The sequence below is a fragment of the Streptomyces kronopolitis genome (genome assembly GCF_014646275.1).
In the GTDB taxonomy this organism is placed as follows: domain Bacteria; phylum Actinomycetota; class Actinomycetes; order Streptomycetales; family Streptomycetaceae; genus Streptomyces; species Streptomyces kronopolitis.
On record NZ_BMND01000052.1, the window covers coordinates 12950 to 32792 of the forward strand.

The window sequence follows — 19843 nt, forward strand, 5'->3', positions numbered from 1 at the left end:
GAAGGGGCCCCCTCACAAGGGCCCCTTTCGGGCCGCCGCCCGTCCGGTGCACCGCCGCGCCAGGAGCCCTCACCGGCTCCGCAGACCGGAGAATCCATGAAGACACCCTCCTCCACGACCGACCTCCCGCCCCTGCCACCGCAGCACGACGGCTCCGCCGTCTCCGGCAAGGCGGTCCGCCCCGGCGACCGGATCTTCCTCGGGCTCTCCCGGGGCTCCGGCATCGCCCTGCTGGCGATCATGGCCGCGATCGCGGTCTTCCTGACCTACCGCTCGGTGCTCGCCCTCTCGGGCGACAAGGCCAACTTCTTCACCACGCTGGACTGGAACGCCAGCGGGACCGACCCGAAGTTCGGCATCGCGGTGCTCGCCTTCGGCACCCTCGTCAGCTCGCTGGTCGCGATGCTGATAGCCGTGCCGGTCGCGGTCGGCATCGCGCTGTTCATCTCGCACTACGCGCCGCGCAAGCTGTCCGCCCCGCTCAGCTACGTCATCGACCTGCTCGCCGCGGTGCCCAGCATCATCTACGGCCTGTGGGGTGCGCTGTTCCTCGTCCCGCATCTGAGCGGCCTCTACAGCTGGCTGGACGACTACCTCGGCTGGACCGGCATCTTCAGCTACGGCGGCGGGGCGGCCCGCTCGCTGTTCACCGTCGGCATCCTGCTGGCGATCATGATTCTGCCGATCGTCACCAGCGTCAGCCGTGAGGTCTTCCTCCAGGTCCCGAAGATGCACGAGGAGGCCGCGCTGGCCCTCGGCGCCACCCGCTGGGAAGTCATCCGGATGTCGGTGCTCCCCTTCGGCCGCTCCGGGATCATCAGCGCCTCCATGCTCGGTCTGGGCCGCGCGCTCGGCGAGACGATGGCCGTCGCCACGGTCCTGTCGCCCAGCTTCCTGATCAACACCAGCCTGCTGGACCCGGGCGGCGGCACCTTCGCCCAGAACATCGCCAGCAAGTTCAGCGAGGCCGACCAGTTCGGCCAGGACGCGCTGATCGCCTCCGGGCTCGTCCTCTTCGTGATCACGCTGCTCGTCAACGGCGCGGCCCGCCTGATCATCGCCCGCCGCAAGGAGTACTCGGGAGCCGCAGCATGAGCGTCATGACCGGCCGTCACGCGGTCTCCGACGGCAGCAGCCCGCTGCCCGCCTCCCTCAAGCAGGCCCGGCTGCCGCGCTGGACCCCGCCGGCACTCGCCCTGGCCGCGGCCGGCGCGGGCTGCGGCATCGGCCTGGCCGCCGGCCTGGACAGCACGGTCCAGTGGGGCCTGATCGCCGGCCTGCTCTTCGTCCTGGGCACGTTCGCGCTGGCCGCGGGCGTCGAGGGCACCCGGCAGGCCAAGGACCGGCTGGCCACCAGCCTGGTCTGGCTCTCCTTCCTGGTCGCCGTCGTCCCGCTGGCCTCCCTGCTGTGGGAGACCGTCGCCCGCGGCACCAAGGTCCTGGACGGCTACTTCCTCTCCCACTCCATGGGCACCACCCCGGACGCCCTGCCCGGCGGCGGCATCTACCACGCGATCATCGGCACCCTGGAGCAGGTCGGCCTGGCCACCGCGATCGCCGCGCCGCTCGGCCTGCTCACCGCGATCTACCTCGTCGAATACGGCCGCGGCGCGCTCGCCCGGGCCGTCACCTTCTTCGTGGACGTCATGACGGGCATCCCGTCGATCGTGGCCGGCCTGTTCATCCTGTCGGTGTGGATCCTGATCCTCGGCTTCGGCCCGTCCGGCTTCGCCGGTGCGATGGCGCTGGCGATCCTGATGATGCCGGTCGTGGTCCGCTCCACCGAGGAGATGCTCAAGCTCGTCCCGAACGAGCTGCGCGAGGCGTCGCTGGCCCTGGGCGTGCCGAAGTGGCGCACCATCCTCAAGGTCGTGCTGCCGACGTCGATCGGCGGCATCACCACCGGCGTGATGCTCGCCATCGCCCGTATCACCGGCGAGACGGCGCCCGTGCTGCTCCTGGTCTGGGGCGCGAAGACGATCAACAACAACCCCTTCCAGGACGCCCAGCAGTCGCTTCCGCTCTACGTCTTCCAGCAGTGGCAGCAGGGTTCCGAGGCCTCCTACGACCGCGCCTGGGCCGCGGCGCTGGTCCTCATCGCCTTCGTGATGATCCTCAACCTGCTGGCCCGCGGCATCGCCCGCTGGAAGGCCCCCAGCGGAGGACGGCGTTGAGCCGCGGCCGCGGTCGCACGCATCCGGGGGACGAGGATGCGGCGCCCGCCCGGAGCCGACGCGAGACGACGTCCGACCCTTTTGACGCAGCCCGGCCGCTGACCTGGCCCGGCGACAGAAAGAAGCAGTGATTTCCATGGCCAAGCGAATCGACGTCAGCGGCCTCTCCGCGTACTACGGCAGCCACAAGGCCATCGACGACATCTCGATGACGGTCGAGCCGCGCTCCGTGACGGCCTTCATCGGCCCGTCCGGCTGCGGCAAGTCGACCTTCCTGCGCACCCTGAACCGGATGCACGAGGTCACCCCCGGCGGCCGCGTCGAGGGCAAGGTGATGCTCGACGACGAGAACCTCTACGGCTCCGGGGTCGACCCGGTGGCCGTCCGCCGCACCGTCGGCATGGTCTTCCAGCGCCCCAACCCGTTCCCCACGATGTCGATCTTCGACAATGTCGCGGCCGGTCTGCGGCTCAACGGCTCGTACAAGAAGAGCGAGCTGAAGGACATCGTCGAGCGGTCCCTCAAGGGCGCCAACCTGTGGAACGAGGTCAAGGACCGGCTGAACAAGCCCGGTTCGGGCCTGTCCGGCGGCCAGCAGCAGCGGCTGTGCATCGCCCGCGCCATCGCGGTCGAGCCGCAGGTGCTGCTGATGGACGAGCCGTGCTCCGCCCTCGACCCGATCTCCACCCTCGCCATCGAGGACCTGATCGGCGAGCTGAAGGAGCGCTTCACGATCGTCATCGTGACGCACAACATGCAGCAGGCCGCGCGCGTCTCGGACCGTACGGCGTTCTTCAACCTCGCCGCGGTCGGTCAGCCCGGCAAGCTGGTCGAGATCGACGAGACCGAGCGGATCTTCTCCAACCCCTCGGTCCAGGCCACGGAGGACTACATCTCCGGCCGCTTCGGCTGAGCCGCGCGCGTGCCCCGGCCGGCGACCGGCCGGGGCCGCCCCCTCCACGTCCTGCGGTGCTGCATGGCGGTGCCACCGCACGACGAAGGGCCCGCCCCTCTTCCCGGGGGCGGGCCCATTGCCGTGTCGTGCAGCGTCGTGCGGAGCCGTCAGCCGAAGGCCAGCGCGACGAGCCAGTACGAGAACGCCGCGACCAGCGCCGCGGCCGGCATGGTGATGAACCAGCCCATCACGATGTTCTTGGCGACGCCCCAGCGCACCGCGCGCGGGCGCTTGGTGGAGCCGACGCCCATGATCGCGGAGGTGATGACATGGGTCGTGGAGATCGGGGCCTGGAACATGAACGACGCGGTGTACATGACCGAGGCGGCCGTGGTCTCCGCGGCGAAGCCCTGCGGGGGGTCCAGCTCGATGATCCGGCGGCCCAGGGTGCGCATGATGCGCCAGCCGCCCGCGTACGTACCGAGCGAGAGGGTGAGCGCACAGGCCAGCTTGACCCAGATCGGGATCGCGGCGTTGGGCTCCTCGGCGTCGGCGATGACCAGGGCCATCACGACGACACCCATGGTCTTCTGGGCGTCCTGCAGGCCGTGGCCGAGCGCCATACCGGCCGCGGACACCGTCTGGGCTATGCGGAAGCCGCGCTTGGCCTTGTGCGGGTTCGACTTCCGGAAGAGCCACAGGATCGCGACCATCACCAGGTAGCCGAGCACCAGGCCGACGACCGGCGACAGGAACATCGGCAGGACGACCTTCTCGACCACCCCGGACCAGATCACGGTGGTGCCACCGGCCAGCGCGGCGCCGACCATGCCGCCGAAGAGCGCGTGCGAGGACGACGAGGGCAGGCCGAAGTACCAGGTGACCAGGTTCCAGACCACCGCACCCACCAGCGCGGCGAAGAGGATGCCCATCCCCTTGCTGCCGTGGGGAGTGGCGATCAGCCCCTCGCTGACCGTCTTGGCGACCCCGCTGCCGAGGAAGGCACCGGCGAGGTTCATCACGGCGGCCATCGCCAGCGCCGCCCGCGGGGTCAGCGCCCGGGTCGAGACCGAGGTCGCGATGGCGTTGGCGGAGTCATGGAAGCCGTTGGTGTACGTGAATCCGAGCGCGACCGCAATGGTCACGATGAGCGCGAAGGTGTCCATGGGAGGCGCTCAGGACTCCTTGACCGCGATGGTCTCGACCGTGTTGGCGACGTGCTCGAACGCGTCCGCCGCCTCTTCCAGGATGTCCACGATCTGCTTGAGCTTGAGGACCTCGATGGCGTCGTACTTGCCGTTGAAGAGGTGCGCCAGCAGCTTGCGGTGAATCTGGTCGGCCTGGTTCTCCAGCCGGTTGACCTCGATCCAGTACTCGGTGAGGTTGGTCATCGTCCGCAGATGCGGCATGGCCTCGGCGGTCAGCTCGGCCGCCCGCGCCAGCACCTCGATCTGCTGGTCGACGCCCTTGGGGAGCTCCTCGACCTTGTAGAGGACGACCAGGTCGACCGCCTCTTCCATGAAGTCCATGATGTCGTCGAGCGACGAGGCGAGGTTGTAGATGTCCTCGCGGTCGAACGGCGTGATGAACGAGGAGTTCAGCTGGTGGAAGATCGCGTGGGTCGCGTCGTCCCCCGCGTGCTCCGCCGCCCGCATCCGCTCAGCGATCTCCGCCCGGGCCGAGGCGTCGGCCCCGAGCAGTTCCATCAGGAGCTTCGAGCCGGTGACGATGTTGTCCGCGGAGGCGGCGAACATGTCGTAGAAGCTCGTCTCCCTGGGGGTCAGACGAAAGCGCACGTGAAATCCTCGGGGTACATCGGATTCGGTCGGGTTGATGCTAGGCGCATCATCCAGCCACAGCTAACCGGCATTCCTTCAGTGTCGCCCATCGTGCAGCATGCTCTGCACGGGGTACCACGGGTGCCCGTAAAGTTCGGTACCATATACCCACCAGGGGTATATGGACGCCTAGATAGCAGGGGAGACGGCCATGACGACCATGGACGCCGACACCGACGGCGGCACCGCAGCACCCGCCGCCCGCGCCACCCCGCAGCCGGACTCCGACCACCGAGGCGACGCCCAAACCGTGACCGATAACGCAGAGACTGCCCCCGCGGTCGGCCCGCACGGCTACGCACAGCAGAAAGACGCACACATCAAGCGACTGCGCAGGATCGAGGGACAGATCCGCGGACTGCAGCGGATGCTCGAAGAGGATGTGTACTGCATCGACATACTCACCCAGGTCTCGGCGAGCACCAAGGGCCTGCAGTCCTTCGGTCTCCAGCTCCTGGAGGAGCACCTGCGGCACTGCGTCGCCGACGCGGCCGTCCAGGGACCCGAGGCCATCGACGCCAAGGTCCAGGAGGCGACCAAGGCGATCGAGCGGATGCTGCGCACCTGAGCCGGCCGGCCTTCCGGGCGGCCCGGCCGCGCGCTGCTAGCCGGGGGGACGCCCCGCCGGCCCGAGCGGCGGCACCGGCTGCGCGCGCCCGCCGTCCTCCCCGTCGACCTCCAGCACCTCGTCGATACGGTCCGGGCTGAGCCGATCCTCGCTCGCGGCCGCCGCCGCGATCATCAACTCACCGGTCAGGTCGATCTCGACGAGGGCGACGTGGTCCTGAACCGTCGCCGGGCGGTGTCCGGCCACGTACAACACCTCCTCCTTCGAGCGCCTTCCCACGCCTCCGGTGGTTACCGTCAGCGTAAAGAGCGGCGCACACTCCGCGCATGGCACGGATGGACCATTTCCGGCTGCCCGCCCGCACCCCGTCCTGCGACCGGCCGCCGCGACCGCCCTACGGCGTGGCCGAGGCGACCCTTCCCGTATAGATGTCGCGCTCGTCAGGAAGCTGCACCGCGATGCCGGTGCCGAAACCGGACAGCTCCGTGGTGGAGACCACCGCCGCGCCCTGCGGTGCGCCGTTGGCGAAGCGGAACCACTGGCGCACCCTGCGCAGCCGGCCGGCCCGGTCCAGATACACCTCGAACGGCACCTCGTCGGTGGTGAATCCTTCCTCCGCCGCGACCAGCGCGGACCGGGTACGCGACGACGCCGCCTGGGCGGCCGCCTGGATGTCCGTCACCCCCCGATAGTGCCGCACGATGACCCCGTCCACCCGCTCTTCGCCCTGATATGTCACATTCCGTGCGCCACGCAGGAGTTCGGCGGCGGCCAGCGGATCGGTCGCACCGCCGGTGACCAGGTTCCCGTCGGCGAGCGAGGCGGTGGCGACCCGTACCCATTTGTCGGCGGGCACCCCGGCGCCGCGGTTCTTCATGAACAGCGCACCGGGCGCGAGGATCTCGGTGACCGGCTGATGGCCGCCGCCGGCCCGGCCCGCCGGATCGGGCAGTACGACGCGCAGCCGCCCGGTGCTGGTGGCGAAGTCGTAGCCGCCGGTGCCGCGGATGGCGACGCGGGTGCCGCCGCTCACGGTCTCCATGGACGTCACGACCCGGGCGGAGCGGGCCCGCAGCAGCGCGTCGGCACTGGCCCGCACGTCCCTGGCGGCAGCGGCGGGGCCCCGGCCGGGCGGCTCCTGGTCGTCGGCCGCGGCGCCGTCCGGGGAGCAGCCCGTCGTCAGCAGCCCGACCGCCAGCCCCGTCCCGCACGCCATGGCCACGACGGCCGCGCCGCCGCCTCGCCTGTCCTGCACCACCATCGCGTACGAGCCCCCTCGGCCGCTGTCTTCGGGAACGGCCTGGGCCGGCCGGTCCGCTCGGGTGGGCCGGACGGTGCGCCACCGCCGCATCGTGCGTTCCGCCGACCGATCCGTTCAACGAGTGGCGAGGGGGCTCGTCACGCACCGCCGGACGGGGCGTAGCGTGGCGGCGTGCCCGACCGAACGCCCCACACGACCTCCACCACCGAGCGCGGGTCCTTCTGCAGCGCCCGCTGCGACTGCGGCTGGCGGGGGCCGGCCCGGCGCGCCCGCTCGCAGGCGCGTACGGACGCCGAGCGCCATCTGGTGGACGCCGGGGCGGGCACCGCTGCGCACCGCCGGATGGAATGAGGAACTCCGTTCCGGGAACCCCCCGCGCCCGTACGGCATCTGCCTAGGAGGGGAGGCAATGCCCGCCACCGGTAACGGACTTCGGGCCGCTACCGGACAGCGCAGGACAGGACCGGGCACAGCGGTACGCGGGGCAGCGCGCCGCCGCATCAGCCTCCTCGGCACACGCCCCGTACCTCTGCCGTCCCTCGGCGGGCGGGGCCGACCGGACGACATCGAGGGGGATTCATCCCAGTGAAGCGGCGCACACTCCTACAGGTCGGCGGCGGACTGGCGGCGACGTCGGTCGCCTGGGCCACCGGCTGCGACACCAAGACCGGCACGGCGGGTGCGGCGTCCTCCGCCTCCGCCACGGGGACCGCGAACAGCGTCGGCGCGGTGCAGAACACCGCGGCCGTCGCCGGCGGGGCCTCCCGGGCCTCCTGGACCGCGCTCGCCAAGAGCCTGGACGGCAAGCTGATACGGGCGTCGGACGCTGCCTACGCGACCGCCCGCCGTCTCTACAACACCCGCTACGACACGCTGAAGCCGTCGGCCATCGCCTACGTCAAGCACCCGGCGGACATCGCCGAGTGCCTGTCCTTCGCCCGGCGGCACGACACCCCGGTGGCCATCCGCAGCGGCGGCCACTCCTACGCGGGCTGGTCCAGCGGCAACAACAAGCTCATCATCGACGTCTCCGCGCTGTCCAAGGTCGGCGCACCCTCGGGCGGCGTCACCCGCATCGGCGCCGGCGCCAAGCTCATCGACGTCTACGAGGGCCTGGGCGCGCACGGCGTGACCATACCCGGGGGCTCCTGCCCCACCGTCGGCATATCCGGGCTCACGCTCGGCGGCGGCCACGGCGTGTCCTCCCGCGCCTACGGCCTGACCTGCGACAGCCTCGTCGGCGCCACCCTCGTGACGGCCGACGGCAAGACCGTCGACTGCGACAAGGACCGGCACGCCGACCTCTTCTGGGCGCTGCGCGGCGCCGGCAACGGCAACTTCGGCGTGGTCACCGAACTCCGCTTCCGTACGCATCCGGCGCCCCGCTCGGTGATGGCCTACATGACCTGGCCGTGGTCGAAGGCCGCGAAGGTGGTGGCGTCCTGGCAGAAGTGGGGCCCCACGCAGGCCGACGAGATATGGTCCGCCTGCCATCTCGACGCCCGCCCCGGCGGCACCCCGGGCGTCTCCGTCGCGGCCTTCTCGATGGGCAGCTACGGCGACCTGAAGAACGCCGTCGACAAGCTCGCCGACCAGCCCGGCGGCCCCGGCCCCGCCACCAGCATCCACCTCACGCCGATCGGCTACCTGGACGCGATGGAGTCGTACGCGGGCTGCTCCTCGAAGTCCACCGCGCAGTGCCACATGCCGGGTTCGCTGCCCGGGCACACCGCCGCCGGCAAGCTGGGCCGCGAGACCTACGCCGCCCGCTCGCACTTCTTCGACCGCTCGCTGCCGACGGCCGGCATCCGCGCCCTGATGGACCAGATCGAGCGCGGCGGCCGCAACGGCGTCGGCGGCAATGTGGCCCTGACGGCGCTGGGCGGGGCCATCAACCGCGTCGGCAGCACCGACACCGCGTTCGTCCACCGCGGGTCGCGCTTCCTCGCCCAGTACTTGACGTCCTGGGGGGCCGGCGGCTCGTCCACCAAGCAGACGGCGTGGCTGAATTCGTTCCATGACGCGATGCGCCGCTACTCCTCCGGCGCCGCCTACCAGAACTACACCGACCCGGGCCTGACCGACTGGAAGTCCGCCTACTACGGCTCCGCCGCCGGCCGGCTCGCGCAGGTCAAGCACACCTACGACCCGCAGCGGCTGTTCAGCAGCTTCCCGCAGGCGCTCTGAGGCCGCCGGCGGACACACGGACGGCCCGGCCCCGCGAGGGGTCCGGGCCGTCCGCATCCGCCAGGTCGTCATCCCTGCCGACGGGCCGTCAGGCGGCAGTGCCCGCCGGCCGCGACCGTCAGGCCGCCAGATCCTTGTCCCGCTCCTTGTGGCCGGGCTGCATCCCCGAGCCCGCGGCCACCACCCGGCTGCCCTCGGGGGGCGAGCCGTCCCCGTCCGCGCCCTCGACGCCCGGGGCCCGCACCAGCCAGGCCAGCTTCGACCCGGCGATCGCCGTCATCAGCGGCACCAGGAGCGCCTGCGCGAGCGGCGCGAGCAGCAGCGCGACGGCGGTGCCCAGGGCGAAGCCGCCGATCACGTCCGTCGGATAGTGGACGCCCATGTAGACGCGGCAGAAGCCCTCGGCGAGCGCCAGCCCGATCCCGATCAGGCCGTACTTGCGGTGCGCGACGAACAGGCCGACACCGACCGCCATGGTGAGCGTCGCGTGGTCGCTGACGAACGAGAAGTCGCTCTTGCCGGGGATCAGCACCGCCAGGCCGGGGTGGTCCTTGAACGGCCGCGGCCGCTCGACGAACGCCCGGATCGGGATGTTGGCCAGCAGCGCGATGCCCGCGGCCAGCGGCGCCCAGACCAGCCCCGCGACGGCGGACGGCGCACCGGGCCGGCGGCGCGCGGACCACCAGGCCACCAGGCACAGCACCGCGAGCGCGGCGATGAGGCCGTACTCGCCGATGTACTCCATCGCCTTGTTGACCCAGTGGGGGGCGTCCTTCGCGAGGCCGTTGACGCCGTCGAGCACGTCGACGTCGGGATTCGGCCCCTCGAGTGCGAGTCCAGCCATCTGCCGCGGCCCCTTATCTTTCGCGCGCGCGAGCGCCTTCGTGTGCTGCCTGCCCCCGTGGTCGTCGAGCGGGTGCTGCTGCGATCTCTGCTACGTCCCCACGCCAAGGAAACGCGATGCCCGACCCCGGCGTTCCCTTCTCTACCGGAAGATCACCAGGACGTTATCGAAGCTTGATTCATCACTGCAGTTCAGGGCCTCATGTTCACGCAGGGTTCGTGCTCGGCAGTGCTTTTGCGCCATCCGAGGTGACCCGCGTCGCGCCGATGTAGTCCGGCGAGTCGATCTTGTCGAACCGGATCACGGCACCCGTGTACGGCGCGTTGATCATGTAGCCGCCGCCGACGTACATCCCCACATGGTGGATCGAGCGCGGGTCGTTCAGGTTGTAGGCGAAGAACACCAGGTCGCCCGGGAGCAGCTCGTCCCGCTTGGGATGCGGCCCGGCGTTCCACTGGTCGTTCGCCACCCGCGGCAGCTCGATGCCCACCGAGCGGTACGCGGCCTGGGTCAGCCCGGAGCAGTCGAACCGGCCGCCCTGCGCCGCGGTGCCCGTGCCGCCCCACAGATAGCGGGTACCGAGCTTGTCCTGCGCGAAGTAGATGGCCCCGGCGGCCTGCCGCGACGGCGCCACCGGCCCGGTCCGCGCCTCGAAGCTCTTCGCCAGGGTCGTGATCGTCTTCACGTAGTTCCGGGTCTCGCTGTACGGCGGCACCCCGTTGTACTGGATCACCCGGTAGGCGCCGGCGTTGTAGGCCGCGAGCATGTTGTGCGTGGGGTCGCCCGCGGCGCCCTTCACATAGCGCGCCAGCTCGCAGTCGTACGAGGCGGCCGAGGCGATGGCGTCCTCCGGGTCCCACACGTCCTTGCGGCCGTCGCCGTCCCCGTCGACGCCGTGCGTCTGCCACGTCCCCGGGATGAACTGCGCCAGTCCCTGCGCGGCGGCCGCGCTCTGCGCCTTGGGGTTCCATCCGCTCTCCTGGTAGAGCTGCGCCGCCAGCAGCGCGGGGCTTATCGCCGAACAGAGCGTGCCCCACTTCTGCACCTGCGGCTGGTACGCCGCCGGCACCGCGCCCTTCGCGAGCCCCAGGGCCCGCCCGGCGGCCCCGCCGAGCCCGGCCGCCACCGTGAACGTGGCGATCACGAGCAGCCCGAGCAGACAGAGCATCAGCCCTGCCCCGAGCCCACCGGCAACCCAGAATTTCCGCACCCCCCAACCCTCCCTCATCCAGCAGCGGTTCACTGCCTTTTTCCGGCCGGACCCGCGCGCCTCGCGCCGTGAGATGCCGCACGACGGCGCACGACACGGCGCAGGGGGCGGCACAAGGGCGGCACGGGGCGGCAGAGGGGGCACACCGCCCGAAGGGTGAGTGCGCGCGCGGACGCGCCGGGAACACCGCCGGATGGGGGACACTGCACCCGGGTCCGGGGCGGCCGCCCGGCCCGCGGCCGCCACGCGAACGGACCAGTCCCGCACGGCGCGCCGGACCGGCCACCGACGCTTCCGATGATCATTGCTCAGGGTTATCCACCGTGATACACACAGTGAGACTAGTCGGTTCAATGGATGGCGTGCGCCCGCACATCCACGCCACTCCCACGGGATCCGTCAAAGAAAGGCGCCAAGTCGACAGCTGACGGCTCGTTTGTCAGCGAAGATAGAGGCTGACCTGTACCGCGCCGGCCAGGCGCACAACTACCCATCAAGGGGCGGTGAGTTCACACATGTTCATTGCGGCCGACAAAGGCGACATCACCACCATCATCGGCGGAATCGCCCCGGACTGGGGACCGTTCGGGACCCTGGGCAACGAGGCCCGCGTGATGATCGAGGTGGTCATGGCGGTAGCGATCCTGCTGTGCCTGGGCATCGCGATCTGGGGCGCCGCCAAGCAGCGCATCGGCGCCACCGCGCTGCGCGACACCTTCAGCGCCGAACAGGGCAAGGGCCTCATCGTGGCCGGCCTGACCGGCGTCTTCATCATCGGCTCCCTGGGGACGCTGTTCACCATCGTCTACGGCATGGCGGTCTAGGCACGCCGAAGCCCGGGCGGCCCGTCGGCGCACCCTGACACGCGCCCGTCCCCGCGCCGCCCCCCATGCGCCCCCGCCCGTCCTCTCTCCGCCTCCCCGTGCCCCCACTCACCCCCCACCGGATCCACCTTCCCTGCCGAGGCCACATGCTGACGCCCACTCACGCCGGCCCGACGCCACCGCCCGGCCCCCTGGCCACCCCCGCCACCAGCGGACCGACCGGGCCGGCCGCAGCCCCGGGGCGGGTGCACCCGGGAACGGGACTCCGCAAGAAGGCGGTGGCGGCCCCGGAGCGGGCGAGGGGCGCAAATGCCCCAGAGTCCCCCATTCGCCTCCGCCGTACCGCATCTGAGGACCCGTCACGGTGAGATGTACTCGAACCACAGCACCCGAGTCGCCGCGCGCGCGGCTACGGTCATATGAGGGCGGCAACACCACGGCACGCACGGCGACAGCGGCAGAGGGGGCACAGGCGCGATGAGTCTCAGCGACGACGGCGGCTACGGCGGCGATAGCCACCGCGGTCCCGAGACGGGCCAGACACGGACCAGACTTCCCGACAGCGACGGTGACGGCTACGGCACGGCGCGGCGCTCCCGCACCGGCCTGTCCAGCCGCAACCTCATCACCATCGTCGGCGTGATCGTCCTGCTGCTCGCGGCCATCGCCTTCGCCAACCGCGGCGGCAGCGGCAACAGCGAATCCCCCTCGGACGACTCCGCCAAGGACGCCGGCGCCGCCCGCCCCACCGCCCCCACCGGCACCAAGCCGGTCACCGGCAAGAACGACGGCATCGCGAAGGGCTTCCCCAAGACCCAGCAGGGGGCGGAGTCGGCGGCGGCGAATTACGCGGTGGCGCTCACCGGCGACGGCATGTACAAGACCGCCACAAGGCGCGAGATCGCCGACGCCGTCTATGCGCCATCCGTGGCAGCGGCACGCAGGAACGCCCTCGACAAGGTGTACTCCGACCCTGCCTTCCTCGGCCGGATCGGCCTCAAGCCGGACGGCTCCGCCCCCAGCGGCATGACCTTTGTCTCGCGCGCGAACCCGGTCGGCACCAAGACCGAATCGCTCAAGGGCGACACCGCCAAGGTCTCGGTCTGGTACTCCGCCCTCTTCGGCCTGGCCGGCGCGCAGTCCAAGAACCCCGTGTCGGAGAGCTGGTACACGAATACGTTCGACCTGAAGTGGATGGGCGGGGACTGGAAGGTCACCGACTTCACGCAGAAGGACGGTCCCGCTCCGGTGGGCAGAGACCAAGCTGCCGCGTCGGCAGGGGACATGACCAAGGCCGTGCAAGGGTTCGGAGGGTTCACCTATGCCCGCTAACAGCCGTCGTCGTGCCCTCTCCCTCGCCGCGTTGGTGACGGTCGTGCAGACGAACGCTGTGCTGCTGGCCTCCCGCGCTTTCGCAGCGCCGGACCCGACGCCGAGCAGCGACCCCTGTGACCTCGTCCGCGGCCCCGCCAAGGCCTACTGCCAATCCGGTGACAAAGCCGGATCCGGTGCGCCCAAGCAGCCCGGCGGCCTCACCGACGACAACCCCCTCGACCCCCTCAGCTCCCTGGCCAAGGGGTTCGCGAAGGCCGCCGCGTGGATCGTCGGCAAGTTGTCGGACGCGGTGCAGGCCACCTCCCATGTGGACTTCACCAACGCGGCCTTCCTGCGGCAGTACGCCGTCGTCTTCGCCGCCTCCACGATCCTCACGCTCGTGCTGTGGCTGCTGGCCGTCGCCAAGCGCGCGGTGCGCGGGGTGCGGCTGACCGAGGCGATCGGTGAAGCGGTCGGCTTCCTCTGGCTCACGGTGCTGGCCTCCGCCTTCACCCCGCTGATCCTCTACACGATCGTGTCGGCGACCGACGGCGTCACCGAGATCATCGCGAAGGGGACGGGGTCCCAGACCGACACGTTCTTCGGCGCCTTCTCGCAGGCGCTCACCAAGGGCACCGACATCGGCGGCGGACCGATCATGCTGATCGTGGTCTCGCTGGTGTCGGTCCTCGCCGCCGGTGTGCTGTGGCTGGAGCTGGTGATCCGGGCCGCGCTGCTGTACGTCGGGGCGCTGCTCGGCACGGTCGTCTACGCGGGCCTGGTCGACAAGAACATGTGGGGCCATGTGCGCCGCTGGGCCGGCATCATGATCGCGGTGATCATGGTGAAGCCGGTCATCGTGATCGTGCTCGGTATCGCCGGGGCGCTCTCCCACGACAAGGGCCCGAACGCCTTCTCCGCCGTCGTCTCCGGCCTCGCCATCATCATCCTCGCCATCTTCGCCAGCGCGGTGATCTACCGCTTCGTCCCGGGCTTCGGCGACGAGATGGTCTCGGCCCGTACGAACAAGGGCCGGGCCACCGACGGCAGCCAGGCCGCCGCGATGATCTCCTCGCCGGCCGCACTGGTCTCCCAGGGCATCAAGACCCACAGCTCCCGCCGCTCCGGCGGCGACGGCGGCGCCTCCCAGGGCGCGCAGGGCGGCCAGTCCCGGCCGGCCGACGCGGTGGCCGGCGGCGTCGCCGCGCACAGCTCCCGCACCGGCGGCGGCCGCTCCTCGGCCCCCGCCACCCCCGCACCCCGTACGAACCCCGGCCCGAGCAGCAGCTCCCGCACCGGCAAGACATCAGGAGGTGAGGGGCGTTGAGCACGCAGTCCCACCCGATCACGCCACGCCGCACCTACCTGATCGGCCGCGCCCGGCCCAACGCGATCGTCGGCAAGAACCGCGAGACGGGTGAGATCGCGCTGATCATCGTGGGGGCGTTCCTCGGGATGATGTGCGGTCTGCTGGTGCCCGTGCTGCCGCTGCGGATCGTGTCCCTCACCGGCTTCCCGATGCTGGGGCTCGCCCTCGTCTATGTGCCGTACAAGGGCCGGACGTTCTACAAGTGGTTCGAGATCCGGCGCAGCTTCCGCCGTACGGTCCGCCGCGGCGCCACCTACCGCTCCGGCGCCGCCGAGGCCGGCGTGAGGCTGGACGGCCGGGAGATCGAGATCGGCCCGCCGCCCGGCATCGGCCGGATCAACTGGCTGTCCGCCCCCTTCGGACCGGACGAGATCGCCGTCCTGCTGCACGCCGACCGCCGTACGGTCACCGCCGCCATCGAGATCGAGGGCCCCGGCGTCGGCCTGCGGGACAGCGAGGACCAGGAGGCGCTGGTCGACCGCTTCGGGACGCTGCTGAAGCACGTGGCCAACGGCGACGGGTATGTGACGCGGCTGCAGATGCTCGCCCGCACCCTGCCCGCCGACCCCGACGCGCACGCCAAGGACGTCTCCCAGCGCGGCGACCGCTCCTCCCCGGCCTGGCTGCAGGACTCCTACGACCAGCTCCAGTCGATGGTCTCCACCTCTTCCGAGCAGCACCGCGCCTACCTCGTCGCCTGCATGCACTACACCCGCGAGCTGGCCGCGGAGGCGCAGACCATGGCCCGGGCCGCCCGGATGCACCAGGGCGGGATGCTGCGCAAGAAGCTGGACCGCGACGCCGGCCTCGCGGTCGTGATGGCCCGTGAGCTGACCGACATCTGCGCCCGGCTCGCCGAGGCCGACATCCGGGTGCGCCAGCCGCTGGGCCAGGCCCGCCTCGCCTCCCTCGTGCACTCCATGTACGACCCGGACCACCCCATCGACCACATCCAGGCGATGAGCAAGCGCAACACCTGGCCGGCCGAGCTCGACGCGATGGAGCCGACCTACCTCCAGGCCAAGACGCGGGAGTCGACGACCCGCGCGCCCTGGTGCCACGCCACCGCCTGGGTCAAGGAGTGGCCGCTCACCCCTGTGGGCGTCAACTTCCTCGCGCCCCTCCTGGTGCACACCCCTGACGTGATCCGCACGGTCGCGGTCTGCATGGACCTGGAGCCCACCGAGGTCGCCATCGAGCGGATGCTGACGGAGAAGACCAACGACGACGCCGAGGCCAGCCGGGCCGCCAAGATGAACCGCGTCGTCGACCCGCGGGACGTCGCCCACCACGGCCGCGTCGACCAGCGCGGCGAGGACCTGGCCTCCGGCGCCGCCGGCGTCAACCTCGTCGGCTACATCACGGTCTCCTCACGCTCCCCCGAGGCGCTGGCCCGCGACAAGCGCACCATCCGCGCCTCGGCCGGCAAGTCCTATCTCAAGCTGGAGTGGTGCGACCGCGAGCACCACCGGGCGTTCGTCAACACCCTGCCCTTCGCGACCGGGATCCGCCGCTAAAGCCGCTGGGAGGCGCGTACGTCATGGCCATGCTCGATCCGCTCGGAGCGCTCACCGACGCGTTCACCAGCTTCCTGTTCGGGAAGGTGGAGACGACCCGGCTGCCCGTACGCACCTCCACCGGCCAGGCCCAGGCGGTGTATCTGCCCACCGCGGCCCCCGGTCTCGGCGACTCCGGCGTGATCATCGGCCGTGAGGTCTACAGCGGCAAGGGGTACATCTACGACCCCTTCCAGCTGTACGGGCAGCAGCTGCCCGCCCCGCACTGGCTGGTCCTGGGCGAGTCCGGCAACGGCAAGTCCGCGCTGGAGAAGACCTACGTGCTGCGGCAGCTGCGGTTCCGCGACCGGCAGGTCGTCGTGCTGGACGCGCAGGGCGAGGACGGCGTCGGCGAGTGGAACCTCATCGCCCAGGAGCTGGGCATAACCCCCATCCGCCTGGACCCGACCGCCGCCCTCAACGGCGGCATCCGCCTCAACCCCCTCGACCCGTCGATCACCACCACCGGCCAACTGGCCCTGCTGCGCACGATCATCGAGGTCGCGATGGGCCACGGGCTGGACGAGCGCTCCGGCTTCGCCCTCAAGGTCGCGCACGCCTACGTGATCGAGACCATCACCGACCGGCAGCCCGTCCTGACCGACATCGTCGAGCAACTGCGGCATCCGGAACCGGAGTCGGCGGAAGCGATGAATGTCGACATAGACGATGTCCGGGCCTGGGGTCTGGACGTCGCGCTGGTCCTCGACCGGCTCGTCGACGGTGACCTGCGCGGCATGTTCGACGGGCCGACGACGGCCGGCATCGACCTCGACGCCCCCCTCATCGTCTTCGACCTCTCGCACATCGACCGCAACTCCATCGCGATGCCGATCCTGATGGCGATCGTCGGCGTCTGGCTGGAGCACACCTGGATCCGCCCCGACCGCAAGAAGCGCATCTTCCTCGTGGAAGAGGCCTGGCACATCATCAACTCCCCGTTCGTCGCCCAGCTCTTCCAGCGGCTGCTGAAGTTCGGCCGGCGGCTCGGCCTGTCGTTCGTGGCCGTCGTCCACCATCTCAGCGACGTGGTCGACGGCGCCGCCGCGCGCGAGGCCGCGGCGATCCTCAAGATGGCCTCCACCCGCACGATCTACGCCCAGAAGGCCGACGAGGCACGGGCCACGGGACGGGTGCTCGGCCTGCCGCGCTGGGCCGTCGAGATCATCCCGACCCTCACCCCCGGCATCGCCGTCTGGGACGTCAACGGCAACGTCCAGGTCGTCAAGCACCTCATCACCGAGGCCGAACGCCCGCTGGTCTACACCGACCGGGCGATGACCGAGGCCTCCGCGATGCCGACGGACGAGGCGCGCGCCCTCCAGGCGGCCGCGGACGCCGAGGCCGAGGCGCGCGCCGATGCCATGGCGAGGGAGCGGCAGTGGAGAGACGAGTCGAGCGAGACGGTGGCGTGAGGCCCGGATACGACGACGAACGGGGCACCGCCGGCCACCGCGAGGCGCCCGGCCCCCGCGGGCGCGGCATCCCCGACTCCCTGCTGGTGGGGCTGCTCGTCTTCCTGCTGGGCCTGACCCTGCTGGTGTGGACCGCGACGGGCCTGGCCGGCCTCTTCGCCCACGGCGCCTGGCCCACCGGCGTCACCTACCCCGGCACCCCGATGGCGCTGCGCCATCTCGTCGCCGCACCCCACGACATGGCAGCCGCCTGGCCCGACACCCCCAAGAGCGAGCTCTCCGGCTACGGCCTGTTCTGGGGCATCCTCATCGGCCAGCTGATGGTGCTGCTGGTCCTGGCGATCTTCGCGCTGGGGACGGTCACCCGCTATCGCGCCGTCCGGGCCGCCCGCCGGGCAACGCCCCGCCCGTCCACGGCACAAGACCAACCCGCGCAGCCACCACGGCCGTCGGCCCACCAGGCGGAACGGGAGGCATGGCAGGCCCGCGAGGCCCTCCAGGAGACCGCCCTCACGGCGCCGGGCGAGGACCCGCGGCCCGCACCGGCCGTCCCGGCCGCACCGGCTCCCCCGCCCGCCGAGGTCTCCCCCACCGGCCCCCTCCCCGAACAGCGCACCTCACCCCCGCTCCCGTCCACCGCGGCCGCGCACCCCGGCGGCACGGACGAACCCGCCCTCCCCCGCCTCCAGTTCTCCGCCGCCCGCGGCGCCGCCCTCGCCACCACCCTGGCCACGGCCACCGCCGCCCCCGGCCCGCTGATCGTCGCCACCACGGATCCCGCCCTCTGGTCCGAGACCAAGGACGCCCGCGCCAAACTCGGCCCCCTGCTGACCTACGACCCGACGCACCGCCTGGACACCCCGTCCCGGCTGCGCTGGTCGCCGACCTCCGGCTGTACGGACCTCGCCACCGCCACCACCCGCGCCGCCGCCCTGCTGGCCCCCGTACGCCCCGCCGGCGCCTCGGACTCGGCCGTCGCGGACGCCGCCCAGACCCTGCTGCGCTGCTGGCTGCACGCCGCCGCGGTGGACGGCCGCCCGTTCCGCCAGCTGCACCGCTGGGCCCACGCCGCGGGCGCCGCCCAGGAACCCGTACGCATCCTGCGCACCAGCCCCAAGGCCTCCGCGGGCCAGGCCGGCGAGTTGGAATCCGTGCTCACCGCCTACGCCGAACGCCGCGAAGCGGCCCAGCAGTTGGCCGGCCGCGCCCTGACCGCGCTCTCCTCGATCCACATCCGGGACGCCTGCAATCCACTTCGAGCAGATTCCGCGCTCCTCGAATCATTTATCGACGAGGGGGGAACGCTTTACGTGGTAGGCGATCCGCTGGAGGATCCGCGTACCGACCCGGGTGCGATGCCGCTGCTCACCGCACTCCTCACGAACGTGGTCGAGCACGGCCGCCGCATGGCCGAACGGTCATCTGACGGTCGGCTCGACCCACCACTCACCCTCGTCCTGGACGACATCGCGGCCCTCGCCCCGCTGCCCGCACTGCCCGATCTCCTCGCCACGGGCGCCAAGAGCGGCCTGCTCACGCTCGCGACGATGCGCTCCCAGGAACAGGCCCGCGCCCGCTGGCCCCACCACTCCCTGACGGCCTGACACCCGCCGCCACGGACACACGACGGCATCGCGCTACTCCCGCTTCAGCACCATCTCCCGCTCCCGCGCGGCCGGGTCCTTCGGATCGGCCTCGGTCCGCCCCGTCTCCACGAACCCCAGCGCACGGTAGAACGCCTCGGCGCGCCCGTTCTCCTCGTGCACCCACAGCCGTACCCGCTCGGCCACCGGCTCGGTGAGCTGCCACGACCATGCGATCGCCGCCCGGAACAACTCCCGCGCCAGCCCGGTCCCCCGGTGCTCGGGCCGCACATACACACCCACGAGATGGGTCTGCGGCATCTCCTCGTCCGTTTCGACCAGGACCACCACCATGCCGCCCCATTGCCCGTCCGCGGCTTCCCCGATGAACGTCAGCGGCGCGGCGCCCTGTTCGCTGCACGCCGCCCGGCGCTGCCAGAGCTCGTCGGGCCGGCCGGTGGCCTCCTCCAGCGTCTCGTTGAACGCCACCCGGGCGACCGGATCCGCCAGGGCCGCCAGCCGCAGTTCCCTGAGCCGCTGCCACTCCGCCGCCTTCACAGGCCTGATCTCATACGTCATGCGGCACAGGATCGCAGCGCCCCGGCTCTCGGGCCAGAAAGTTCAGTCCTTGGAACGGGGGCTGTCCGGAATGGATTCTGTCCCGGAACGCAGAAAAGCCCCGCACCATACGGTGCGGGGCTTCCCCACAATGATTGTTCGGCGGCGTCCTACTCTCCCACAGGGTCCCCCCTGCAGTACCATCGGCGCTGAAAGGCTTAGCTTCCGGGTTCGAAATGTAACCGGG

The 19843-nt window shown here is 71.2% G+C and carries 19 protein-coding genes and 1 rRNA gene; 12 read left to right on the forward strand and 8 right to left on the reverse strand.

The genetic code is table 11. The annotated features are described in order from the left end of the window. Positions 1-96: 96 nt before the first annotated feature. The 3 genes from pstC (at position 97) to pstB (ending at position 3087) form a co-directional block, all read left to right on the forward strand. Positions 97-1095 carry a phosphate ABC transporter permease subunit PstC gene (gene pstC / locus IEY78_RS31430; protein WP_189104153.1) on the forward strand — a complete coding sequence of 333 codons (999 nt, stop codon included), beginning with the start codon at positions 97-99 and terminating at the stop codon, positions 1093-1095. Then, on the forward strand, positions 1092-2174 hold the full coding sequence (pstA, locus tag IEY78_RS31435; RefSeq protein WP_189104155.1) for a phosphate ABC transporter permease PstA: 1083 nt from the start codon (positions 1092-1094) through the stop codon (positions 2172-2174). Before pstC ends, pstA begins: the two co-directional genes overlap by 4 nt. 136 nt (positions 2175-2310) lie before the next feature. Then, positions 2311-3087, forward strand: coding sequence for a phosphate ABC transporter ATP-binding protein PstB (gene pstB / locus IEY78_RS31440; protein WP_093484528.1), 777 nt, complete (start codon positions 2311-2313; stop codon positions 3085-3087). A gap of 149 nt (positions 3088-3236) precedes the next feature. On the opposite strand, the gene IEY78_RS31445 is transcribed toward pstB, so the two are convergent. Together IEY78_RS31445 and IEY78_RS31450 are read right to left on the reverse strand one after the other, a co-directional pair. Then, positions 3237-4235 carry an inorganic phosphate transporter gene (locus IEY78_RS31445; RefSeq protein ID WP_189104157.1) on the reverse strand — a complete coding sequence of 333 codons (999 nt, stop codon included), beginning with the start codon at positions 4233-4235 and terminating at the stop codon, positions 3237-3239. Between the two features lie 9 nt (positions 4236-4244). After that, a complete protein-coding gene (locus IEY78_RS31450) occupies positions 4245-4865 on the reverse strand; it encodes a DUF47 domain-containing protein (RefSeq protein WP_026170326.1) in 621 nt (206 codons plus the stop codon). Positions 4866-5058: 193 nt separating this feature from the next. Here IEY78_RS31450 and IEY78_RS31455 point away from each other — a divergent pair, with 193 nt between their 5' ends. Beyond that, on the forward strand, positions 5059-5475 hold the full coding sequence (locus tag IEY78_RS31455; RefSeq protein ID WP_189104159.1) for a metal-sensitive transcriptional regulator: 417 nt from the start codon (positions 5059-5061) through the stop codon (positions 5473-5475). A 36-nt stretch (positions 5476-5511) separates the two neighbouring features. Here IEY78_RS31455 and IEY78_RS31460 read toward each other — a convergent pair whose 3' ends face one another. Both IEY78_RS31460 and IEY78_RS31465 read right to left on the reverse strand, forming a co-directional pair. Then, positions 5512-5730 (reverse strand): hypothetical protein, encoded by a 219-nt coding sequence (locus tag IEY78_RS31460; RefSeq protein WP_373294282.1) that lies wholly within the window; start codon positions 5728-5730, stop codon positions 5512-5514. 139 nt (positions 5731-5869) lie between these two features. Further along, positions 5870-6736: an SCO4651 family lipoprotein gene (locus IEY78_RS31465; RefSeq protein WP_189104163.1), complete on the reverse strand. Its 867-nt coding sequence runs from the start codon at positions 6734-6736 to the stop codon at positions 5870-5872. 171 nt (positions 6737-6907) lie between these two features. On the opposite strand from IEY78_RS31465, the gene IEY78_RS31470 reads away from it, so the two are divergent. After that, positions 6908-7087 (forward strand): hypothetical protein, encoded by a 180-nt coding sequence (locus tag IEY78_RS31470; protein WP_189104165.1) that lies wholly within the window; start codon positions 6908-6910, stop codon positions 7085-7087. Positions 7088-7321: 234 nt separating this feature from the next. Continuing rightward, entirely contained in the window at positions 7322-8923 is a 1602-nt protein-coding gene (locus IEY78_RS31475) for an FAD-binding oxidoreductase (RefSeq protein ID WP_189104167.1), read from the forward strand. Positions 8924-9041: 118 nt separating this feature from the next. On the opposite strand, the gene IEY78_RS31480 is transcribed toward IEY78_RS31475, so the two are convergent. Together IEY78_RS31480 and IEY78_RS31485 are read right to left on the reverse strand one after the other, a co-directional pair. Next, the gene (locus IEY78_RS31480; protein ID WP_189104169.1) at positions 9042-9767 is read right to left on the reverse strand and encodes a phosphatase PAP2 family protein; all 726 of its coding nucleotides are present in this window, start codon (positions 9765-9767) and stop codon (positions 9042-9044) included. A 205-nt stretch (positions 9768-9972) separates the two neighbouring features. Further along, positions 9973-10977, reverse strand: coding sequence for a C40 family peptidase (locus IEY78_RS31485; protein ID WP_285504502.1), 1005 nt, complete (start codon positions 10975-10977; stop codon positions 9973-9975). A 515-nt stretch (positions 10978-11492) separates the two neighbouring features. Between IEY78_RS31485 and IEY78_RS31490 the strand changes: the two genes are divergently transcribed. The 6 genes from IEY78_RS31490 (at position 11493) to IEY78_RS31515 (ending at position 19059) form a co-directional block, all read left to right on the forward strand. Further along, on the forward strand, positions 11493-11801 hold the full coding sequence (locus IEY78_RS31490; RefSeq protein WP_189104173.1) for a DUF8827 family protein: 309 nt from the start codon (positions 11493-11495) through the stop codon (positions 11799-11801). A gap of 477 nt (positions 11802-12278) precedes the next feature. Further along, entirely contained in the window at positions 12279-13133 is an 855-nt protein-coding gene (locus tag IEY78_RS31495; protein WP_189104175.1) for a hypothetical protein, read from the forward strand. Continuing rightward, positions 13123-14442: a hypothetical protein gene (locus tag IEY78_RS31500; protein ID WP_189104177.1), complete on the forward strand. Its 1320-nt coding sequence runs from the start codon at positions 13123-13125 to the stop codon at positions 14440-14442. Before IEY78_RS31495 ends, IEY78_RS31500 begins: the two co-directional genes overlap by 11 nt. Further along, entirely contained in the window at positions 14439-16001 is a 1563-nt protein-coding gene (locus IEY78_RS31505) for an SCO6880 family protein (RefSeq protein ID WP_189104178.1), read from the forward strand. Before IEY78_RS31500 ends, IEY78_RS31505 begins: the two co-directional genes overlap by 4 nt. A gap of 29 nt (positions 16002-16030) precedes the next feature. Beyond that, positions 16031-17455 carry an ATP-binding protein gene (locus IEY78_RS31510; RefSeq protein ID WP_189104184.1) on the forward strand — a complete coding sequence of 475 codons (1425 nt, stop codon included), beginning with the start codon at positions 16031-16033 and terminating at the stop codon, positions 17453-17455. Next, positions 17452-19059 carry a type VI secretion protein gene (locus IEY78_RS31515; RefSeq protein WP_189104180.1) on the forward strand — a complete coding sequence of 536 codons (1608 nt, stop codon included), beginning with the start codon at positions 17452-17454 and terminating at the stop codon, positions 19057-19059. The genes IEY78_RS31510 and IEY78_RS31515 overlap by 4 nt, the downstream gene beginning before the upstream one ends. A 33-nt stretch (positions 19060-19092) precedes the next feature. On the opposite strand, the gene IEY78_RS31520 is transcribed toward IEY78_RS31515, so the two are convergent. Both IEY78_RS31520 and rrf read right to left on the reverse strand, forming a co-directional pair. Next, positions 19093-19617 carry a GNAT family N-acetyltransferase gene (locus IEY78_RS31520; protein WP_189104182.1) on the reverse strand — a complete coding sequence of 175 codons (525 nt, stop codon included), beginning with the start codon at positions 19615-19617 and terminating at the stop codon, positions 19093-19095. Between the two features lie 136 nt (positions 19618-19753). Beyond that, a 5S ribosomal RNA gene (rrf, locus tag IEY78_RS31525) occupies positions 19754-19843 on the reverse strand; the annotation flags it as partial.

Bases quoted from the DNA above. Each gene is read 5' to 3' on its own strand.
- pstA (WP_189104155.1), top strand. From the start codon at position 1,092: ATGAGCGTCATGACCGGCCGTCACGCGGTCTCCGACGGCAGCAGCCCG.
- IEY78_RS31465 (WP_189104163.1), bottom strand. From the start codon at position 6,736: ATGGTGGTGCAGGACAGGCGAGGCGGCGGCGCGGCCGTCGTGGCCATG.
- IEY78_RS31520 (WP_189104182.1), bottom strand. From the start codon at position 19,617: ATGACGTATGAGATCAGGCCTGTGAAGGCGGCGGAGTGGCAGCGGCTC.
- IEY78_RS31455 (WP_189104159.1), top strand. From the start codon at position 5,059: ATGACGACCATGGACGCCGACACCGACGGCGGCACCGCAGCACCCGCC.
- pstB (WP_093484528.1), top strand. From the start codon at position 2,311: ATGGCCAAGCGAATCGACGTCAGCGGCCTCTCCGCGTACTACGGCAGC.
- pstC (WP_189104153.1), top strand. From the start codon at position 97: ATGAAGACACCCTCCTCCACGACCGACCTCCCGCCCCTGCCACCGCAG.
- IEY78_RS31510 (WP_189104184.1), top strand. From the start codon at position 16,031: ATGCTCGATCCGCTCGGAGCGCTCACCGACGCGTTCACCAGCTTCCTG.
- IEY78_RS31500 (WP_189104177.1), top strand. From the start codon at position 13,123: ATGCCCGCTAACAGCCGTCGTCGTGCCCTCTCCCTCGCCGCGTTGGTG.
- IEY78_RS31490 (WP_189104173.1), top strand. From the start codon at position 11,493: ATGTTCATTGCGGCCGACAAAGGCGACATCACCACCATCATCGGCGGA.
- IEY78_RS31495 (WP_189104175.1), top strand. From the start codon at position 12,279: ATGAGTCTCAGCGACGACGGCGGCTACGGCGGCGATAGCCACCGCGGT.
- IEY78_RS31445 (WP_189104157.1), bottom strand. From the start codon at position 4,235: ATGGACACCTTCGCGCTCATCGTGACCATTGCGGTCGCGCTCGGATTC.
- IEY78_RS31480 (WP_189104169.1), bottom strand. From the start codon at position 9,767: ATGGCTGGACTCGCACTCGAGGGGCCGAATCCCGACGTCGACGTGCTC.